This window comes from Paractinoplanes atraurantiacus, from assembly GCF_900215205.1.
Classification (GTDB): Bacteria; Actinomycetota; Actinomycetes; order Mycobacteriales; family Micromonosporaceae; genus Actinoplanes; species Actinoplanes atraurantiacus.
Genome location: NZ_OBDY01000030.1, coordinates 83,764 through 101,907 on the forward strand (window position 1 = coordinate 83,764; position 18,144 = coordinate 101,907).

The following is an 18,144-nucleotide window of genomic DNA, read 5'->3' on the forward strand; positions in this document are numbered from 1 at the left end:
CGCACTCACCACACCACGCTCTCCGCGCCGCGCCCCCACATCCGCGACCACCGCGCCAAGCTCTCCGCGCCACACTCACCGCGGGGCGCCCTCAACCCCGCGAACACCGCGCCATGCTCTCCGCGCCACACTCACCGCGCCCTCAACCCGGCGACCACCGCGCCATGCTCTCTGCGCCACACTCACCGCGCCCTCAACCCGGCGACCGCCGCGCCATGCTCTCTGCGCAGCACTCACCGCGCCGGGCCCTCAACGCCGCACTCTCGGCGCCGCGACCGCCGCGACCGCCGCGACCGCCTGACTTGCCAGCCCGCCGCGCGCTGCCGCCAAGAGCTATGTCGCGCCTACGTGTCGCTTGTCAGCGACTTTTGCCGCTTTTGCGCCGGACGACCAGGATCCCGGTCGCGGCGGCGGCCAGGACCACGCCGGTGATCACGATGCCGAGGGGGACGCGGTCGGACGACTCTGATACCGCAGCTCCCGCCGCCTTCGACGACGCCGGGGCAGGGTCATCGCCCGAAGACGCGGCAGGTCCCGCGGGCGTCGAAGCCTCGGGAGACGAACCTGCGGGCGTCGACGACTGTGCGGGCGTCGACGACTCCACGCCGCCCTTTGTCGGATTTATCAGTGGATAGCGGAGAATCTCTGGTTTGGCGCCCTCGGAGATTGTCAGCAGGGCAGTACCGTCGCGGGTGTAGGCGATCGACTCGCCCTGCGGCTCGTCGGGCAGGGCCGTCTGGCGCGGCGAGCCCCCGGTTATCGCGGCGACCACGTCTCCGTCGCGTACGTCGAATTCGAAGGCGTCGGCGTACGTCCTCAGGACCGCCCTCGTCCCGTCCGGGCTCACCGCGCCTCCGGTGATCACCAGCCGCCCGGCCAGCGAGAACGGATTGCTCGTGGTGGTCACCGGCAGCCGTACATTGCCCACCATTTTCAGCGCCGTCGTCTTCTTCAGCGGCCCCGCCGGCACGTAGACCCCCGCCGCCAGCGGCGTTTTCGTCACGATGATCGGCGTACCGTCCGGGCTGAGCAGCAACGCTTCCGCGTCGTGCGCCCCGTCCGGATATCTCAGGCGGAGAAGCTCCGGCGTACGCCCACCCGGTTTGAGCCGCCACAAAGCGACCGTCTCCCTCGTGGCCGAATTATCCCCGATGTCCCCCACCCACACCGTGCCGTCCGCCCCCAGCGCGAGGTCCTCGGTGTCCCGCGGCCGCGACGGATAGGCCACCGCCCGGGTCACCTTGCAGCGCCCGTCCAGAAAGAAGACGCGCCGCCCGGCCGGATCGTCGGCGCCGTCATTGACCATGACGTAGCCGTTCCCGGTCGCCGCCATGCCCGAGATCTCGTTGAGCCGGCTGTCCCCGACCCGGCACACCCGCTCCGGCGCCGCCGCCGCGTAAGCCGGCCCGCCCAGCCCCACCACCGCGACGGCTACCGCTCCGAGACAGGCGCCGAACCAGGCCCTCATCGAGCCGTTGCCGCCCGGTTCGCCCGCACCCGCTGCGCTTCCAGCCGCGCCGGCGTCATGAAGGCCAGGAACAGCAGCACCAGCCCGACCACCACGGCCAGCCCTGCCGGCTTGCTGCCGTCGTAATAGATCACCGGCAGCGTCGCGGCCAGGGCCAGCCCCGCCGCGGTCCACCATCCGGCCAGGATCCAGCGCGACCCCCGCTCCCGCGGCCGCCGCAGGCGCTGCCCGGCGCCGTCGAAGAGCCGCGTGGCGAACATTCCCGCCGCACCGTAGTAGGCCGGCTGCGCGACATCCCACGCCCCCAGGAGCTGACTCACGACCGCGACGAGCAGGAGCCACCCGCTCATCAGCCCTGTGATCAGCCAGAACACTCCCGTGCTTTCCTTGCCGGCGGCCATCGCCCCGCACTCCCCCGCTGCCTGTACCTTCTCCCGCGTGGGAATGATATTCGTAGGCCGCCGCCTCCCGAGCGACGAAGTCGACGCCGTCCTCGACAACCCCGAGGCCATCGACGCCCTGCTGTACGGCGACGGACCCGGCCAGATCGACCTCGACAAGTCCTGGCACGGCATCCACTTCTTGTTGACCGGCACCACCTGGGACATCACCGAGGGCGCCGGCTCGGCCGTGCTGGGCGGCACCGTGGTCGGCGACGACAACGGCGCCGGCCCGCCCCGCCTGCTGCGCCCCACCGAGGTCCAGGCCGTGGCCGCGGCCCTGGCACCCATCACCTCCGGCACGCTGCGTGCCCGCTGGGATCCGGCGGCCTTGTCCGAGGCCGAGATCTATCCCGACGCCTGGGACGCAACCGACTTCGACTCCTACCTGGAGCCCAACTTCACCATCCTGCGCGCCTTCTACGAGTCGGCCGCCGCCGAGAACCAGGCCGTCCTGATCGCCATCACCTGACCAGCTCCACAGCGGTGGCCGGAACCGTGACGACCACGTAGTCCTCGGCCAGGTCGGACTGGATGACGATGGTCGGAGCCCGGCTGACGTAGCGGACCACGAACACCGTCTCGGCGTACCCGGCCAGGCTGTCCGGCAGTTCACCCACGAGCCGGACCGCGTCGCCCGGCTTGAGCACCGCGCCTTCGGGAGCCTCCCGGCGCTGCACGGCTGTGATCTCGCCGATCAGAGCCTCCAGCGGCTCCATGTCGGTGCCGTAGTGAACCAGGTGCCCGGCCTGCCCGAAGAGCCTTTCGGACTCGGCCCGGCTGAGATCCTCCAGCGCTTCCACCGCACCCGCCGCCAGCACGTGACCGGGCGTCGCGGCAACTTGCGCCGCCAGCGCCTGGAGCAGGCGGTCGATGAGATTCTCGGCGACGTCCTCGTCCCTCACCAGGACCGCCACTCGCGGCCGACGACGCCCGGCCATGCGCGCAGGTGGGTGGCCAGCGTCCCGCCGAAGGCGACGGTCCACTCGTGGGAGGCGTACGCGATCCAGTCGTGGTGCTCGTCGGTCCAGATGCCCTCGGCGCCCGTGTAGGCCGGGGCGAATTCGTCGTCCACCTCGAGCAGACAATCAACATCGCCGGTCTCGCGGAGCTCGACCACGTGCGTGCGGCCCAGGCTCCGTAGGATGCGGCGCACCTCGGCGGCGCCCTGGCCGTCCCACATCGACTCGTTGAGCACCAGCACGTCCGGCGGGACCTCGGCTCCGAGCATGGGGTGCCAGACGCCGGCGCCGTCGACGCCCCAGCGGCGCTGCACCTCCGTACGCCAAGCGTCTGATTCTTCCGGAGTGAGAACGCGCGTCGTCGGGTCCATCGGCGCATTGTGCCTGGATGCGGGTATCTTCGACGCGGCCGGGGTGTGGGGAGGGCTGGGGATGAGGACGGCGACGCGGCGGTTCGCGCTGTGGCGTGCGGACATCGACGGCGGGGTCTGTGCGGCGCCCGAGGAGTGTGTCCGGGAGCTGGAGGACCGCGAGACCGTCACCGTGGTGATGGAGCATCGGCAGCTCGGCGTGACCGCTGTGCGGGCCGAGTTCGCGTCGGCGCTGCGGCAGGATGTCGAGTGGGAGTTCACCGGCATCTCCTGGCCGCCCGACGTGCGCCCGGGTGTGCTCGTCACCGTCACCTGGCAGAAGAGCAAGGACGCCGTGGTGGTGCGGACCACGCCGCTGGACGAGCCGATGCGCGTGGACGGGGTCGACTACTTCCACGAGTACGACCCGAAGGTGGTCACGCGCGAGTTCGATCCGGGCACATCAAACCGAGGTCAAGTGCTTGCGGCCGTACGGCGTCAGGGCCGCGTCTTCTCCGACGGCAGCGCCGTGCTCCCCGAGGAGCGTGTCAGTTCCCTGAGCGGGCTCGGCCGCGGCGCCAAGGCCGCTTTCCTGCTGCGCAACGCCGTCGACCAGCTGATCCGGGAGGGGTTCCTGACGCGGGTCGAGGGCAGCGTCGACTCCTCCGGCTACCCGTCCTATCCGCCGGCCGACGGCCAGAAGACGGCCGACATGCTCTTCTACGCCCCTCTGGTCGAGCCGGTGGAGTTCTACGACGAGGACGGCGAGGACGGGGACGGAGCCGATCGGCGAGACCATTGGGTACGGGGTTTCGTGCGCCGCCTTCCACCCGGCGCCCACCCGTCGGAGAAGCAGCTGAGCGCCCACGAGCAGGCCGTGGAGAACGCCCAGATAGGAGCCGGCGAGCTGGCGCCCGGTTATACGTTCGTCAAGCGCCACCACCGCAATGGCTGACTACACGGCCACGTTGCCGCGCAAGCGCATGGGGGCCGGCGCGCTGCTCACCGGCGCCGACGGGCGGGTGCTGCTGGTCGAGCCGACGTACAAGCCGTACTGGGAGATTCCCGGCGGCGCGGTCGAGGCCGGCGAGTCGCCGCACGCGGCCGTGACGCGGGAGCTCGAGGAGGAGCTCGGCCTGGCCCTGAAGCCGGGCCGGCTGCTGGTCACCGACTGGGTGCCGCCGCGCGAGGGCCGCACCGAAGGGCTGATGCTGGTCTTCGACGGCGGCACGCTCAGCGACGAGCAGGCCGCCCGGATCCGCGTGCCCGCCGACGAGTTGCGCGGCTGGGCGTGGTCGACCGAGCGGCAGGCCGAGGAGCGCCTGTCCGGCCTGCTGGCCCGGCGGATCGTCGCCGCGATCCGCGCTCGCGCGGCCGGAACAGCGGTCTACCTGGAGAACGGCTACGTCGTCTGAAAGCCGGCTACGTCGTTCGCAGGCCGGCGGCCAGGGCCGCCAAATGGGCCGAGAAGCCGTGTGGGGCGCGGGCGACCGGCCGCGAGCTCGTGCTGACCGGGCAGCCCCCGTCGGCCACCACGTGCGCGCCGGCCGCGCGGAACCGGCCGATCAGCGCACGATCCTCGTCGTACGGCAAGGGCGGAAACCCACCCACCGAGACGTACGCCGTCGCGGAGAACCCGAGATTCGCCCCGTGCACGTGCGGTTGTCCCGCCCGGCGATATCGGGCCTCGTAGACGGCTCGCAGCGCCTCCGGCCAGCGCAGCCAATCATCCACGGCCACCGTGCCCATCAGCAGGTCGGCACCCGCCCGGGCGTGCGCGAGCTGCCACTGCAGCCACTGCGCCGGCACCCGGCTGTCGGCGTCCGTCGTGGCCAGCCACAGACCGCCGGTTCCGGCTCTCATGGCGTACGCGGCCCCGGCCGCCCGCGCCTGACCGACGTTCCGCGCGTTCGTGGCGACCACGTGCGCCCCGGCCTTCGCGGCCAGCGCGGCGGTGTCGTCGGTGCACGAGTCGGCCGCCACGATGATCTCGACCGGAACCGGCGACGGGCACGAGCCCAGAGCGTTCAGGCATCCCGGCAGCAGTGACTCCTCGTTGTGCGCCGGCACGATCACCGCGATCCGGTTCACGCGAGTCCCTCACGCTGGGCGACGGACCGGGCTTCGGTGGTACGGGAGTAGACCTCCAGCACGAAGTCCGCCTCCTGCAGCCTCGACAGGCGGGTCAGGCCGGGCCGGGCGGCGATGGCCCGGTGCACGTCGTCGCCGGAGCGCGCGTGCTCCTCGACCGGCCAGCGCCAGTGCACCGCGACGAGGTCGCCGCCCGGTTCCAGCGAGTCGACGGCCCGGGTGAGCAGCGTGTCGAGGTCGGCGTCGTCGAAGTAGTAGCCGAGCTCCGACAGTACGACCAGATCGAACGACCCGTCCGGCCACTCGGCCGGAATCGTGGCGCGCCCGACGGTCACCCCCGGCACCCCGGCCAGGCGCTTCGCGGCCGTCTCGACGGCGTCGCCGACCGCGTCGACGGCCAGCAGCTTGTCGCACCGCGGGGCCAGCAGCGCGGTGAGCCGCCCGGTCGAGCAGCCGGGCTCGAAGGCCGACCGGTAGCGCCGGGCCGGCGCGATAGCTGCCGTGAGTGCGTGTTTGCGGGCGTCGTACCACCGGGACTCGAAGCTCCACGGGTCGGCGCTGGCCGCGTACATCTGCTGGAAGTAGTCAATGGGGGTCGTCATGCCAGCACCACCTCGAACGGGCGCGCGAATCGCGCGAGAACATGCGGCGGCAGAATGGCCGCGTCGGCCGGATCCGGTCCGAGCGGATGGATCTGGCTGGGAAAGGCTTCGATGGCGGCCTGCTTGGCGGCCAAGACTTCGGGGCTCAGGGGTACGCGGCGAGCGCGTTCCCACGGCACGCGGGAATCTCCCGGCGAAGCCCAGTGCCAGGTCCAGATCGGATATTCGAGAAGGCGAGCGCCGGTCCGCGCACAGGCTTCGGCGGCGGCCCGGCCGACGGCCTCGTGGTCGGGGTGCCCGTCACCCCGCCAGGTCGCAAGACACCACTGGCCCTCGCCGAGCAGCCCGGCCAGCGCGTCGGCGAGCGCCGCTTCGTCGATGCCGCCGTCCGGCTGCCCGAGCCGAACCACCGGCGATGCACCGAGCCCGAGACGGTCCATCGCCTCCGCGGTCTCGTCGCGGCGGATGCCGGCCAGCCGCTCCGGCGTGTAGACGCTCGACCCGGGATGTGACGCCTCACCATCGGTGACGGCCACCAGGCTGACGTCACCGAGAGTCGCCATCAGTCCCGCCACGCCGAGTATCTCGTCATCCGGATGCGGCGCGACGACGACAGGCGGCCGCGGCCCGGCCTCCAGCCCCAGCACCGGCCACGCCGTCATCGCCGGCCAGCTTTGCCAGGTCGCCTCGGCCGTCCCCTCACCGGCAATCGCGATCACCACGGCTCGCCGTCCCCACGTGCCACTCCGAGTCGCGGGAGGGAGGCCGAACGCAGGGCGCCCGGGTCAGGCCGGCCGACGTCCGTGGCTGCCCCGCGCCGGCCGAGACCCTCGGCTTCCTCGGGCGGGGCCAGGTCGGTGCTTTCCCCGGGCGAAGCCAGGTCGGTGGCTTCCTCGGGCGAAGCCAGGTCGGTGGCTTCCTCGGGCGAGGCCAGGATGGCGGCGCCGAGTTGCTCCAGGTCCTTCTCGGCGTGGCTCTGACGCAGGTAGACGGTCAGGTCGGCGACGCGGCGAGCGTGCTGCTCGTCGCGGCTCAGGGGGCCCGCACCGAGCGCGCGGCCCACATGGTCGAGGACCTGGGTGGCGGCCGCCTCGACGGTCGCGCGCACCCGCAGCGCCAGCCGGTGCACGTTCCGGGTGGGGTCGGCGTCGATCTCAGCCGCCGCCTCGGCCAGAACCGCGCGAGCCGCGCCCAGCGCCACGTCCACCGCGCCCAGGTGGGCCAGCCCGTGCGGGCCGAGATCAGCGGCACTGAGGCGAGTCCGGCCGCGCGGACCGCCGTCGGCCGCGCTGAGGTCGGCCGAACGACGGGAGCCGCGGTCGGCGACGCTGAGGTCGGCCGAACGACGGGAGCCGCCGTCGGCGGCGCTGAGGTCGCCCGGACCGCGCGGGCGCAGGTCGGGGGCGGTGAGCAGGCGGTCGGCGACGCCGAGGGCGCCGCCGTACCAGCAGGCGGCCACGCCGATGCCGCCGTGCCAGAAGCCTGGGCGATTCACGTACTGGCCGGGCTCTCCCACCGGGCGGGCGGGTGCGGCGTCGAAGCGGATCGTGCGGCTGTCGCTGCCGGCCATGCCGATCGCGGGCCAGGTCCCGTCGACCGGTCGGGCGTGCGGGGGCTCGTTCCGCACGGCGAACAGCCGGATGCCGTCGTCGGCCACCGCCGTCACCAGCGCGTCCGTGCACCAGGCGGCGCCCGAGCACCACGGGCGGTCGCCGGTCAGGCGCCAGCCGCCGGGGGTGTGCTCAGCCCGTACGGACGAAGGTGCCGCCGCCCAGACACCCCACCTCTCCCCCGGCGGGGTTTCGGGTTTGCCCAGGTCGCCCAGCTCGACGCGAATGGCGACGGCGTCGGCGTGGCCCTCGCCGAGCCGGGCCTCGACGAGATCGTGGCGGCCGAGATCGGCCAGGAGGCGCAGACGTTCAGCGGTGGCACCGTGCCCGGGAAGCGGCAGGTGAGGGGGGTTGATCACGTGCGCGCATTTACCCGCGCCACCGAAACTCAACCAACGTGCGAGACTTCCGCGGTGCTCACCCTCCCCAGCGGCGTCTCGCTCTCCTACCTGACGCGCGGCAGCGCCGGCGGCCCCGTCACCGTTCTGCTGCACGGGCTGGCGGGAAGCGCCCGGGAGATGCTGCCGACGGCCACCGCTCTGGCCGCCGCCGGGCATCGGGCCGTCGCGCTCGACCAGCGCGGCCACGGCCGCTCCACCCGCCGCCCCGGCGACCTGTCCCGCGAGGCCTTCGTCGCCGATGTCGTGGCGCTGATCCGTGAGGTGGCCGACGGCCCGGTCACCCTCGTGGGGCAGTCGATGGGCGGGCACACCGCGATGCTGACGGCCGCCTGGCATCCCGATCTGGTGGGCCGGCTGGTCATGCTCGAAGCCGGCGTCGGCGGTGGTGAACGGGCCGAGCTGGGCCGGTATTTCGCCTCATGGCCGCTGCCGTTCCCCACCCTCGAGGCGGCCGCGTCGTTCCTCGGGCCCAAGCCCATCACCGGGGCCTGGCTCGCCGACCTCGAGGAGCGGGACGGCGGCTGGTGGCCCCGGTTCGACGCCGACGTCATGCAGGCCGCCATCGACCCGGTCACGGCCGTGGCCCGCTGGGCCGAGTGGGAGCAGATCATCGCGCCCACCCTGCTCGTGACCGGCGAAAAGGGCATTGTTCCGGCCACCGAAACAGAGCAGATGCTTGCCGTACGGCCGGAGACCGCCCACGCCGTGATCGCGGGCGCCGGGCACGACGCCCATCTCGAACAGCCCGAGGCGTGGATCGAGGCCCTGCTCAGAGGGCTTTGATGTTCGCCGCCTCGTCCGGGTCGGGCTCCGGCTCGGCCAGGAACGCCCGCAGCACCTCGACCGCCACGTCCGGCGCGAGGCGCTTGAGGCTCATGGCGAGCACGTTGGCGTCGTTCCAGAGGCGGGCGCCCTTGGCGATCCACGGGTCCCAGGCCAGGGCGGCCCGCACGCCGGGCACCTTGTTGGCCGCGATGGCCGTGCCCGTGCCGGTCCAGCACATCACCACGCCGTAGTCGGCGCGGCCCTCGACGACGTCGAGTCCGACCGCGCGGCCCAGCTCGGGCCAGGTCGCGAAGGACGGCCGGAGCACCTCGTGGCCGTCGTCGGTCAGGGCCTGGACCACCGCCCGGGTCGTGTCGTTCTCGTCGTCGCTGCCGAAGGCCACCCGCATGACGGCCAGCCTATTTCAGCCACGGGTCGACGAGAATCTTCGCGTGCCGCCCGGCCCGCCCCAGCTCGTCGAAGGCGCCGGCCACGCCGTCGAGGCCGACCACGCCGGTGAGCAGCGGGCGCGGGTCGAGCTTGCGGCGGGCGACCAGGTGCAGCGTGGCGCGGAACTCGGCCGGGTCGTAGCAGAACGAGAACCGCAGGTCGATCTCCTTGTTGCTGGCCATGGTGGGGCGGAACGTGTCCGGTCGCATGCACACGCCGACCACGACCACGCGGGACTGGAACGGCGCCCGGGTCACGATCTCCTCGATGACGCCGGGCACGCCCACGCACTCGAAGACCACCGCGCCGCGCGGGCCGGCGCCGAGGCGCTGGGCGGCGGTCAGGGCCGACCACCACGGCAGGCCGGGCACGGAACGCAAGGCGTGCAGCGCGTCCAGGCCGGTGCCGTAGAGCTCGGGCGCCGAGGTGACCGGCCCGTCACCGAGCATCTCCCACGGCGACTCCACGGCCGGGTCGACCACCACGTCGGCGCCGCACGCCCACGCGAGCTCCCGCCGGCCGGCCGAGTAATCGCTCGCCACCACGTGGCGTACACCCAAAGCCTTGAGAATGAGGATGACCGCCAGGCCGATGGGACCGCAACCGATGACCACCGCGGGGTCGCGGCGGGCGACCTCGCCGCGCCGGACCGCGTGGTAGGCCACGGCCAGCGGCTCGGTCAGCGCGGCCAGATCCGGCGGCAGGCCGGCCGGCACCGGCATGGCGGCGTCCTCGGCGACCAGCATGTACTCCGCGTACGCGCCCGGGGCCTCGGTGGACAGGCCGATCATGTGGATGTCGTCGCCGTGCCGGATCAGCGGCAGGGCGACGACCGCCTGGCCCGGCCGCCAGCGCCGCCGGCAGCCCGGACCGTAGGCGTCGACCGCGCCGGTGAACTCGTGCCCCATGACGACCCGCTGCTTGGCCCGCATGAAATCGGGATAGCCGACCTCGGCCGCGACGTCGGCGCTCACGTCCGGGTCGACCCGCACGTGCAGGTCGGAGCCGCAGATGCCGGCCCGGGTGACGCGCAGACGGACCTGGCCCGGCCCGGGTGTCGGTTGTGGAACGTCGGCCACGCCGAGTTCGCCTTCGTGCAGCACCACGGCTCTCATGCCTCACATCGTCGGGCATCACTTCACCACGGCACCACCCCCGCGTCCTCGAAGAACGCGCCGCTGGGCCCGCCGTCGGGCAGCGTGGCCAGGCGGAGAGCGGTGGCCGCGCCCTGCTCGGGCGTGCGGTGACCACGGAAGCCGTTCAGATCGGTCGCCACGAAACCCGGGCAGGCCATGTTGATCAGGATGTTCGTGTCCCGCAGCGCCTTGGCGTACTGGATGGTCACGGCGTTCAAGAACGTCTTCGAGGGGGCGTAGGCCATGGAGAGCGGCCCGGTCTCGCCATCGGGCTCACTCTGCCGCGTCAGCGATCCGACGCCGCTCGACATGTTGACGATCCGCGGCGACGCCGACCGGCGCAGCAGCGGCAGCATCACGTCGGTGACCCGGATGACGCCGAGGACGTTCGTCTCCATCACGTCCCGCACGATCGACAGGTCCGTCTCGGTCGGCGCCTGCTGCCAGCCGCCGGTGATGGCGGCGTTATTGACGAGCACATCCAAACGGCCGGCCTTGGCCTCGATCAGGGCCGCGGCGGCACTCACGCTGGCGTCGTCGGTGACATTCAGGGGTACGCCGAACACGTCCGCCCCGGACGCACGAAGCTTCTCCACCGCGGCGTCGCGCCGCTGCTCGTCGCGGGCGCCCACACCGACGGTGAACCCGCGGGCGGCCAGGCCGGCCGCGATCTCGTACCCGATTCCCTTGTTGGCCCCCGTGACCAGGGCAATCTTGTTGTCGCTCATGCCATCGATCCTGTCGCCGCCGGCCCGGGCGACCAACACCGTTCCGGTACCCACCGATACCGTGCGGGTATCGTTCGCGGCATGGAGACCCGCGAGCTGCGCTACTTCGTGGCGGTCGCCGAGGAACTGCACTTCGGCCGCGCCGCCGACCGCCTGGGCATGGCCCAGCCGCCGCTGTCCCGTGCGATCGGCCACCTGGAGCGCCGCCTGGGCGTCTCCCTGTTCACGCGAACCAGCCGGGCCGTCGCGCTCACCCCGGCCGGCACGGTGCTGTTGCGGGAGGGCCGGGCCGCCCTGGACGCCATGGAGGCGGCCGAGCGCCGTACTCAGCGCGCCGTCGACGGCACCGAGCGCCTGGTCCTGGTCACCAAGGCCGGCGCCTCCAGCGACCTGCTCCCCAAGCTGCTGGACGCGTACGCGGCCGAGCCCGGCTCCGTCCCGGTCGACGTGATCCTCTGCGGCGTCGCCGAGCAGGAGTCCCACCTGCGCGACGGCCGCGCCGACGTGGCCCTGCTGCACCTGCCGTTCGACTCGACCGCCGGCTTCGACACCGAGGAACTGGTCACCGAGGGCCAGGTGCTGATCCTGCCCGGCGGCCACCCCTTGAGCACCCGCACGTCGATCACCATGGCCGAGCTGTCCGGCATCCCCCTGCCCCGCTGGCCCGGCCACAACGGCGCCTACGCCGACGGCCCCGGCCCCGAGGTCCGCGACCACGCCCAGCTGCTCCAGCTCATCTCCCTGGGCCGCGCGGTGGCCGTCCTCCCCGAGTCCTGCCGCCCCCTGCTCCCGTACGACCTGACCGTCGTCCCGGTCACCGACGCCCCGCAGGTGACGACGGTGATCGCCTGGCCCCCGCACAGCCGCTCCCGCCCCTTGGCCACCCTGATCAGGACAGCGACCCGCCTCTGACCTCCGCCACCTTCTCGATGAGGTCGACCGTCTCCTGCTGGTCGAGACATCGCGCGACCAGTTCCTCGAAGCTCTCCCGGCACTGCGCCACCTCGGCCGGCTGCCTCACGAACCGGTGGGTGCCGCGGTACTGCTCGAGATAGACGACATCCAGGTCCGGGACTTCCGCGAACTCCAGGATCGCGACGGCGATACCCAGCAGCGCGTGCTCCCCGGCGTCATAGGGAAAGATGCGGACGTCCACCGTCGGCAGCCGCGACATGACGACCAGGTGCCGCAACTGCCCGGCCATCACCTGGTCGTCACCGATCCGCCGATGGATCACCGACTCGTCCATCACCGCGAACAAGCGGAGCGGGCGCGGCCCGGTCAGCCGCCGCTGGCGAGCGAGCCGAAGCGACACCGCACGGTCGATGCGGGCCGGTTGCAGCCCGACCGCGAACAGCGCCCGCATGTACGCCTCGGTCTGCAACAGCCCCGGCACGGCCACCGGTTCCCAGTTGCGCATGGTTGACGCGTCCGACTCGAGTTGGATGAACGGGTTGGCCCGCAAGATGTCGCGATATTCCCACCACCAGGCGCGCTCCCGGCCCGACCGGGCGAGCTGCATCAGCGATTCGCGGTACTCCCGGTCCTCGACCCCGTAGAGCGCGAGGAGGTCCTTGACATCGCGAGGTGTCACGGCGACGCGCGCGGCCTCGATGCGGGTCACCTTGGCGGCATGCCACTCGAACTCGCGCGACACTTGCTCCTGTGTCAGCCCGGCGGCTTCGCGGCAGCGCTTCAGCTCCGCGCCCAGACGGCGGCGGCGGATTGTCGGTCCCTCTTCGACAGACACCGAAGCTCCTCGATACGGCGGGTCGGCCCGCCACCCATCCTGCCAGCGCGGCCTCAGTCGGGGAACGGGCCGCGCACGGTCACTCCACCGTCGACGGCGAGGGTCTGGCCGGTGACGTAGGACGACGCCGGGGAAGCCAGGTAGACGGCGGCCGCGGCCGCGTCGGCCGGGAGGCCCAGGCGCCTCATCGGGATCTCGGGCACGTCGTCCGCGGCCTGGCCGGTGTTGGCCACCGAGGTCGCTATCGCGCCGCAAGCCACGATGTTCATGCGGATGCCGTCGGCGGCGTACTCGGCCGCCACCGTCCTCGCCAGGCTGGCCAGGCCGGCCTTGGCCGCGCCGTACGCCGCCTGTTCGGGGGCGGCCATGATGCCGGCCACCGAGCCCACGCTGACGATCGATCCGCCGCCGCCCTGCGCCAGGAACGCGCGGATCGCGGCGCGGGCCGCCCTCGCCACGTAGCGCAGGTTCATCTCGTACGCCAGGTCCCAGTCCTCGTCGGTCATCTCGTGCAGTTTCACCGCGGGCACGAACGCCACCTGTCCCCCGACGACCGTGACCAGCGTGTCCAGGCGGCCGAACGACGAGACCGTATGCTGCACGAAGCCGTCGACGTCGGCGCGGGAACGCACGTCGCCGCTGAGCGCGAGGCCGCCCTTCCCGAGCTCGCCGGCCGCTTCCCCGGCGCGGGCGGCGGAGATGTCGGCGACCGCGACCGAGGCGCCGGCCGCTCCGAAGGCCCGCGTGATGGCGCGGCCGATTCCCTCGCCGCCACCGCCGATGACCAGGGCTTTCATGCCGTCCAAGGACGTCATTGACTTCAACCTCGCTTCAAGTTTTAGCTTGTACTCGGCGTGTGCACGGACTACCAAGGGAACACTGTGATCGCGGAGCAGTTCAAGGCGGCCTTCCGGCGCTATCCGACCGGGGTCGCGGTCATCTCCGCCATCGGGCCGTACGGGCCGGTCGGGCTGACCGCCTCGAGTGTGGCCTCCGTGTCGGTCGATCCACCGGCACTGTCGTTCTCGGCCATGGGTACGAGGTCGGCCCTGGCCCTGCTCGAGGCCGAGAGCTTCGTCGTCAACCTGCTCGGGCCCGCGAGCGCCGACGTGGCGCGGCATTTCGCGAGCAGCGGCGGGCCGCGGTTCACCGAGGAGCAGGGCTGGACCTTCTTGCCCACCGGGGAGCCGGCGCTGCGGCACGCGCTGGCCTCGCTGCGGGCGACGCCCCTGCACCGCCTCCCGGTCGGGGATTCGACCGTCGTCGTCGCGTCGGTGCACGAGGTGTTCCTCGGCCCGGCCGGCGGGCGGCTCGTCTACCACGACCGCCAGTTCGTCGAAGCCCAAGGAGAGAGTCACTGATGCGCTTCTCCCAGCCGCGCACCGTCGTGAGCGCCCACTGACCAGGCCAACCAGGACCCCGAGTTCCGCGGGCTCAGCGGGTGCGGAACAGCCGGCGCCCGGCGAAGGCGACCGCCGCCGAGCCGGCGGCCATTCCGGCCGCGACCAGGATGGCGCCGACCAGCCACAGGCCGGTCTCGTCGGAGCCGGCCGCCTTCGCCGACCAGGCGGCGGTGAACACCACCGTCATCACCGCCGCCACCACCAGCGGAGGCGCCGACCGGCCCGCGACCGCCGCGATCACGATGAGAGTCAGCACGCACCCGGCGACCTGCCACCACGCGTACGGCCCGCTCACCGCCCCCGTCGACGGGTCGGTCACGTAGCCGCTCTCCCAGCCGAGCCAGCCCGCCCAGGCGGCGAGGGTGAGCACGGCGACGGCGAACGGTGTCTTCCACATGCCGTCATCCTTCCGCCGCCCGGCAAGGGAGGGCATGAGTACGGGGGCTCATGGCACGCTGTCCGGGTGGATTTCGACTCCGGCGCCGGCCTGCTGCACCGCCTCACGTCCTACCAGCCCGACCGCGAATGGGACGCACCCGTCGACGACCCGCGGGTGCGTCACGATCTCACCCCGAACGACCCCGGGACCCTCCCACCGCCTTACAAGACGTACGGGCCGGGCCTGCCCACCGTGGCTCTCCCCCGAGACCTGCCCGACCCCGGCGTGCCCGCCACCGCCGTCCTGTCCGGCGCCGCCACGCCGCCGCAGCCGCTCGACGCGGCCCAGCTCGGCCGCGTCCTGTTCCTGGGCGCGGGTGTCGTGCGCACCTCCGAGCGCAACGGCCGCCGTTCCGTCTTCCGCGCCGCCGGCTCCGCGGGCGCCCGCTTCCCGCTGGAGCTGTACGTCTCCACGCGCGGGGTGATGGGCGTTCCCGACGGCGTCCACTGGTACGACCCGATGGCCCACGCCCTGCTCCAGATCGCCCCGCCGGCCGACGGTGACGCCACGACCCTGATCGTCACCGGCGTCCCGTGGCGCACGGGCTGGCGCTACGCCGAGCGCGGTTTCCGCCACATCTACTGGGACGCCGGCACTTTGCTGGCCCAGCTGGACGCCGCGGCCGCCTCGGCCGGGCTGGCCCCGCGCCTGCGCACCGAGTTCCCCGACGCTCAGGTCGGCGACCTGGTCGCCGCCGACGGCGTCCACGAGTTCCCGGTGGCCCTGTTGACGTTCGGCGACGGCACTCCGGCGGCCACCCCCACCGGCAAAGCCGCACCCGGCGAGCTTCCTCCGGTCGAGTTCCCCCTGGTCACCGCCGCCCAGCGCGCGGGTGATCGTGAGACTCTCGCCGCCGCCTGGCCGACGGCCGCCCCGGTGCCCTCCGCAGCGGCCGGCCAGTCGCTGGACGAGGTCATCCGCAAGCGGGGCTCGCAGCGCCGCATGGACCGCACGAAGACGGTGCCTCGCGCCGACCTCGAGTGGGCCATGGCCGCGGCCACCCGGGGCATCGACGTGCCGCACTGGGTGGTCGCCCACGGCGTGGACGGTCTCCAGCCCGGCCTCTACCGCTGGCCCGACCTGAGCGCGCCCATCACGACGGGTGACCTCCGCGGCGAGCTCGAGCGGGTCTGCCTCGGCCAGTCCCTGGCCGCCGAGGCCGCGTACGTGGTCATCGCCGCCGTGCCCGGCGGCGACCTGGACGACCGCTCCTACCGCGAGGCCCAGCTGGCCTCCGGCATCGTCGAGGGCCGCCTGCATCTGGCCGCCTACGCCACCGGCGCGACCGCCACCGGCATGACCTTCCTCGACTCCGAGGTGCCGGCCCTGTTGCACGAGCCCGACGGCCTCGTCACGCTCCTGTTCACCTGCGTCGGCATCGGTGAGTACAAGTCCCGCCCCGGCGGCGCTCCCGGCGCCCCGGTCGAGGTGCGCAGCGTGATGCCGCGCTTCGTCGAATAGGCCTCAGCAGGCGCACTGCCAGCGGGCGGTGGTGAGATCCCACCAACAGGACGGGCACGGGATGTGGCCCGAGTTCGGCGGCGTCCACTCGACGAAGGACTCCTCCCGGACCCACTCCGTGTACCGCTCGACGCCCATCGCGCCGATCAGGGTGGCCGTCTGGGTGCGCTGGGCGGCCAGCGCCCGCACCTTGCGCTGCACGGTCAGATCGTCGAGCACGAGATCGACCGTCAGCGCGCGGGCGGGAACGACGACGGGATAGCCGGGCTCGAAGACGCCCAGCCCTTCGTTCAGCGGCGCCCACCGGCGGTGCCAGCGTTCCCCGACGGCGCTGCGCAGCAGGCGCGCCCCGGGCGCGGCGGCGCGGGCGAAGGCGGCCGCCGCCCACCGGCCGACCGTGCGGTGGTCAGCGTGGCCGGTGTTGCCGTCGAGGCCGAACGTGACGACGGTGTCGGGCCGGATCTCGCCGATCAGGGCCTCCAGCTTCGCGATCGCCTCCCCAGCGGGCGCGGCGGCACAGCCACCGTCGGGATAGCCCAGCCAGTGGTGCTCGGTGACGCCGAGGATCCGCAGGCAGCGCGCCAGTTCCGTGGCCCGCTCGGCGGCCAGGCGGTCCGGCGGCCACCGCTGCGGGTCGCTCGTGCCCTGTTCGCCGCGCGTGGCGGTCACGCAGACCACCCGGTCGCCGCGGTCGGCGGCGAGCGCCATCAGGCCGCCGGACAGATAGGCCTCGTCGTCGGGGTGGGCCCAGATTCCCAGAAGTGTGCTCATGCCGGCCAGCCTCGCCGGGAACGCTTGCGGCACGCTTGCCGCCCGCTTGCCTGGTCTTCATGGGTTGGTCAGACGGCCCGAGCAGGATATCGATCATGATTCACAACCTGGTCGCGGGTGTGATGCTGGCTGCGCTGGCGCCGGCCCACCCTGCCGCTCCCGTAGGTACGCTTCCGCTCGGCGACGCCGGGCTGGCCGAGACGCGCACGGTGCAGACGCTGGAGCGCGGCGTCACGCTGACGCGGATCGTGCGCGGCACCGAGCCCGCCGCCTCCGGCGAGATCAACACGACGGCCAAGGGCCCGTGGCGGGTCAACGTGCTGACCATCGACCCGGATCGCGCGCGGGGACATTTGAAGGCGACGTACGGCGCCGATCTGTCCCGCACCGAGACGGTCAGCGACCTGGTCGCCGCCGAGAGCGCGGTAGCCGGTGTCAACGCCTCGTTCTTCACCTTCACCGCCAGCCAGCTCTACCCGGGAACGCCGGTGGGCCTCGGGGCGTACCGCGGCAAGCTCCTCAGCGAGCCGACCACCGACGTGGCCGAGGCCGACCTCGTCATCGACTCGCGGCGCAACACCATGGCGGTGGGCAAACTGTCGTACGAGGGAACCGTCGTCAACCCGCGCACCAAGGCCTCCCTGCCGATCGCGCAGATCAACGACCCGTCGGCCGGCGTCGCCGAGTTCACGCCCGAGTTCGGCGCCCGGACGCCCTCGGGCGATGGCGCCGAGGTCGTGCTCGACAAGCGTGGCTGCGTCGTGCGCGTCGCCGCCACGCGCGGAACCACGCTGGCCAAGGGGCAGACGTCGTTGCAGGCCTCCGGCGAGCAGGCGGCCGCGCTGACCGCCCTGGCCGGCGGCTGCCTGAACGTGAAGCACCGGGTGACCGACGCTTCCGGGCGCCGGGTGGCCATCGAGCCCGGGACGTACGCGGTGAACGGCCGCTACCGCCTCGTCGAGAAGGGCCGGATCGTGGTGCCGGACGGGACGGGCAGCTTCTTCGACCGCAACCCGCGCACCATCGCCGGCACGAACCGCCACGGCGACCTGGTGCTGGCCACCATCGACGGCCGCATGACCACCAGCGTGGGCACGACCATGGACGAGACGGCCGAGGTGGCCGAGGCGCTCGGCCTGCGCGACGCCGTCAACCTCGACGGCGGCGGCTCGACCACGATGGTCGCGGGCGGCGCCGTGGTGAACACCCCGAGCGGCGGCTCGCAGCGCCCGGTCGGTGACGCCCTGGTCTGGGACCACTGACGATCCTCAAGTCGGGTCCGTCACAACCGATGCTGGGCAGGTCGGTGGTGGCGGA

General features: G+C 72.8%; 23 protein-coding genes. 8 read left to right on the forward strand and 15 right to left on the reverse strand.

The window, feature by feature from the left end:
• Positions 1 to 358: 358 nt before the first annotated feature.
• Positions 359 to 1,468, reverse strand: a complete 1,110-nt coding sequence (locus CRP55_RS41975; RefSeq protein ID WP_245923707.1) for an SMP-30/gluconolactonase/LRE family protein — start codon at positions 1,466 to 1,468, stop codon at positions 359 to 361.
• Complete coding sequence (locus CRP55_RS41980) at positions 1,465 to 1,818, reverse strand: hypothetical protein (RefSeq protein ID WP_143235311.1); 354 nt, start codon at positions 1,816 to 1,818, stop codon at positions 1,465 to 1,467. The genes CRP55_RS41975 and CRP55_RS41980 overlap by 4 nt, the downstream gene beginning before the upstream one ends.
• Before the next feature lie 94 nt (positions 1,819 to 1,912).
• On the opposite strand from CRP55_RS41980, the gene CRP55_RS41985 reads away from it, so the two are divergent.
• Positions 1,913 to 2,380 carry a YfbM family protein gene (locus tag CRP55_RS41985; protein ID WP_245923716.1) on the forward strand — a complete coding sequence of 156 codons (468 nt, stop codon included), beginning with the start codon at positions 1,913 to 1,915 and terminating at the stop codon, positions 2,378 to 2,380.
• Here CRP55_RS41985 and CRP55_RS53625 read toward each other — a convergent pair.
• On the reverse strand, positions 2,373 to 2,813 hold the full coding sequence (locus CRP55_RS53625) for a hypothetical protein (protein ID WP_179855572.1): 441 nt from the start codon (positions 2,811 to 2,813) through the stop codon (positions 2,373 to 2,375). The two genes, CRP55_RS41985 and CRP55_RS53625, sit on opposite strands and share 8 nt — an antisense overlap.
• Complete coding sequence (locus tag CRP55_RS41995; protein WP_143235313.1) at positions 2,810 to 3,241, reverse strand: hypothetical protein; 432 nt, start codon at positions 3,239 to 3,241, stop codon at positions 2,810 to 2,812. Before CRP55_RS41995 ends, CRP55_RS53625 begins: the two co-directional genes overlap by 4 nt.
• A 61-nt stretch (positions 3,242 to 3,302) precedes the next feature.
• On the opposite strand from CRP55_RS41995, the gene CRP55_RS42000 reads away from it, so the two are divergent.
• Positions 3,303 to 4,175 (forward strand): hypothetical protein, encoded by an 873-nt coding sequence (locus tag CRP55_RS42000; RefSeq protein WP_097327585.1) that lies wholly within the window; start codon positions 3,303 to 3,305, stop codon positions 4,173 to 4,175.
• Positions 4,168 to 4,635: an NUDIX domain-containing protein gene (locus CRP55_RS42005; protein ID WP_342751612.1), complete on the forward strand. Its 468-nt coding sequence runs from the start codon at positions 4,168 to 4,170 to the stop codon at positions 4,633 to 4,635. Before CRP55_RS42000 ends, CRP55_RS42005 begins: the two co-directional genes overlap by 8 nt.
• 7 nt (positions 4,636 to 4,642) lie before the next feature.
• Here the strand turns inward: CRP55_RS42005 and CRP55_RS42010 are convergent, their stop codons facing one another.
• Genes CRP55_RS42010 through CRP55_RS42025 form a run of 4 tightly spaced genes read right to left on the reverse strand, consistent with a single transcriptional unit; the run spans position 4,643 to position 7,882 of the window.
• The gene (locus tag CRP55_RS42010; RefSeq protein WP_218854896.1) at positions 4,643 to 5,311 is read right to left on the reverse strand and encodes a glycosyltransferase family 2 protein; all 669 of its coding nucleotides are present in this window, start codon (positions 5,309 to 5,311) and stop codon (positions 4,643 to 4,645) included.
• Entirely contained in the window at positions 5,308 to 5,913 is a 606-nt protein-coding gene (locus CRP55_RS42015) for a class I SAM-dependent DNA methyltransferase (RefSeq protein ID WP_097327586.1), read from the reverse strand. The genes CRP55_RS42010 and CRP55_RS42015 overlap by 4 nt, the downstream gene beginning before the upstream one ends.
• The gene (locus tag CRP55_RS42020) at positions 5,910 to 6,635 is read right to left on the reverse strand and encodes a PIG-L deacetylase family protein (RefSeq protein WP_245923708.1); all 726 of its coding nucleotides are present in this window, start codon (positions 6,633 to 6,635) and stop codon (positions 5,910 to 5,912) included. The genes CRP55_RS42015 and CRP55_RS42020 overlap by 4 nt, the downstream gene beginning before the upstream one ends.
• A complete protein-coding gene (locus CRP55_RS42025; protein ID WP_245923709.1) occupies positions 6,629 to 7,882 on the reverse strand; it encodes an acyl-CoA dehydrogenase family protein in 1,254 nt (417 codons plus the stop codon). The genes CRP55_RS42020 and CRP55_RS42025 overlap by 7 nt, the downstream gene beginning before the upstream one ends.
• A gap of 54 nt (positions 7,883 to 7,936) precedes the next feature.
• Here CRP55_RS42025 and CRP55_RS42030 point away from each other — a divergent pair, with 54 nt between their 5' ends.
• Positions 7,937 to 8,707: an alpha/beta fold hydrolase gene (locus tag CRP55_RS42030; RefSeq protein WP_245923710.1), complete on the forward strand. Its 771-nt coding sequence runs from the start codon at positions 7,937 to 7,939 to the stop codon at positions 8,705 to 8,707.
• Here the strand turns inward: CRP55_RS42030 and CRP55_RS42035 are convergent.
• From CRP55_RS42035 to CRP55_RS42045, 3 genes are read right to left on the reverse strand one after another with little or no spacing between them, the layout of a single operon-like run.
• The gene (locus CRP55_RS42035) at positions 8,694 to 9,098 is read right to left on the reverse strand and encodes an RpiB/LacA/LacB family sugar-phosphate isomerase (RefSeq protein WP_097327587.1); all 405 of its coding nucleotides are present in this window, start codon (positions 9,096 to 9,098) and stop codon (positions 8,694 to 8,696) included. The two genes, CRP55_RS42030 and CRP55_RS42035, sit on opposite strands and share 14 nt — an antisense overlap.
• A gap of 10 nt (positions 9,099 to 9,108) precedes the next feature.
• Positions 9,109 to 10,254, reverse strand: a complete 1,146-nt coding sequence (locus CRP55_RS42040; RefSeq protein ID WP_097327588.1) for a zinc-binding dehydrogenase — start codon at positions 10,252 to 10,254, stop codon at positions 9,109 to 9,111.
• A gap of 23 nt (positions 10,255 to 10,277) precedes the next feature.
• Positions 10,278 to 11,003, reverse strand: coding sequence for an SDR family NAD(P)-dependent oxidoreductase (locus tag CRP55_RS42045; RefSeq protein ID WP_097327648.1), 726 nt, complete (start codon positions 11,001 to 11,003; stop codon positions 10,278 to 10,280).
• 81 nt (positions 11,004 to 11,084) lie between these two features.
• On the opposite strand from CRP55_RS42045, the gene CRP55_RS42050 reads away from it, so the two are divergent.
• Positions 11,085 to 11,915, forward strand: a complete 831-nt coding sequence (locus CRP55_RS42050; protein ID WP_097327589.1) for a LysR family transcriptional regulator — start codon at positions 11,085 to 11,087, stop codon at positions 11,913 to 11,915.
• On the opposite strand, the gene CRP55_RS42055 is transcribed toward CRP55_RS42050, so the two are convergent.
• Positions 11,893 to 12,753: a helix-turn-helix domain-containing protein gene (locus CRP55_RS42055; RefSeq protein ID WP_097327590.1), complete on the reverse strand. Its 861-nt coding sequence runs from the start codon at positions 12,751 to 12,753 to the stop codon at positions 11,893 to 11,895. The genes CRP55_RS42050 and CRP55_RS42055 overlap by 23 nt on opposite strands.
• Positions 12,754 to 12,806: 53 nt before the next feature.
• Positions 12,807 to 13,550, reverse strand: coding sequence for an SDR family oxidoreductase (locus CRP55_RS42060; protein ID WP_097327649.1), 744 nt, complete (start codon positions 13,548 to 13,550; stop codon positions 12,807 to 12,809).
• 84 nt (positions 13,551 to 13,634) lie between these two features.
• On the opposite strand from CRP55_RS42060, the gene CRP55_RS42065 reads away from it, so the two are divergent.
• Complete coding sequence (locus tag CRP55_RS42065; RefSeq protein ID WP_097327591.1) at positions 13,635 to 14,114, forward strand: flavin reductase family protein; 480 nt, start codon at positions 13,635 to 13,637, stop codon at positions 14,112 to 14,114.
• Positions 14,115 to 14,187: 73 nt separating this feature from the next.
• On the opposite strand, the gene CRP55_RS42070 is transcribed toward CRP55_RS42065, so the two are convergent.
• Positions 14,188 to 14,553, reverse strand: coding sequence for a hypothetical protein (locus tag CRP55_RS42070; RefSeq protein WP_097327592.1), 366 nt, complete (start codon positions 14,551 to 14,553; stop codon positions 14,188 to 14,190).
• A gap of 66 nt (positions 14,554 to 14,619) precedes the next feature.
• Between CRP55_RS42070 and CRP55_RS42075 the strand changes: the two genes are divergently transcribed.
• On the forward strand, positions 14,620 to 16,056 hold the full coding sequence (locus CRP55_RS42075) for a nitroreductase family protein (RefSeq protein ID WP_245923712.1): 1,437 nt from the start codon (positions 14,620 to 14,622) through the stop codon (positions 16,054 to 16,056).
• 3 nt (positions 16,057 to 16,059) lie between these two features.
• Here the strand turns inward: CRP55_RS42075 and CRP55_RS42080 are convergent, their stop codons facing one another.
• Positions 16,060 to 16,827 (reverse strand): PIG-L deacetylase family protein, encoded by a 768-nt coding sequence (locus CRP55_RS42080; RefSeq protein WP_097327651.1) that lies wholly within the window; start codon positions 16,825 to 16,827, stop codon positions 16,060 to 16,062.
• Positions 16,828 to 16,922: 95 nt separating this feature from the next.
• On the opposite strand from CRP55_RS42080, the gene CRP55_RS42085 reads away from it, so the two are divergent.
• Positions 16,923 to 18,089 (forward strand): phosphodiester glycosidase family protein, encoded by a 1,167-nt coding sequence (locus CRP55_RS42085; RefSeq protein ID WP_097327593.1) that lies wholly within the window; start codon positions 16,923 to 16,925, stop codon positions 18,087 to 18,089.
• Positions 18,090 to 18,144: the final 55 nt, after the last annotated feature.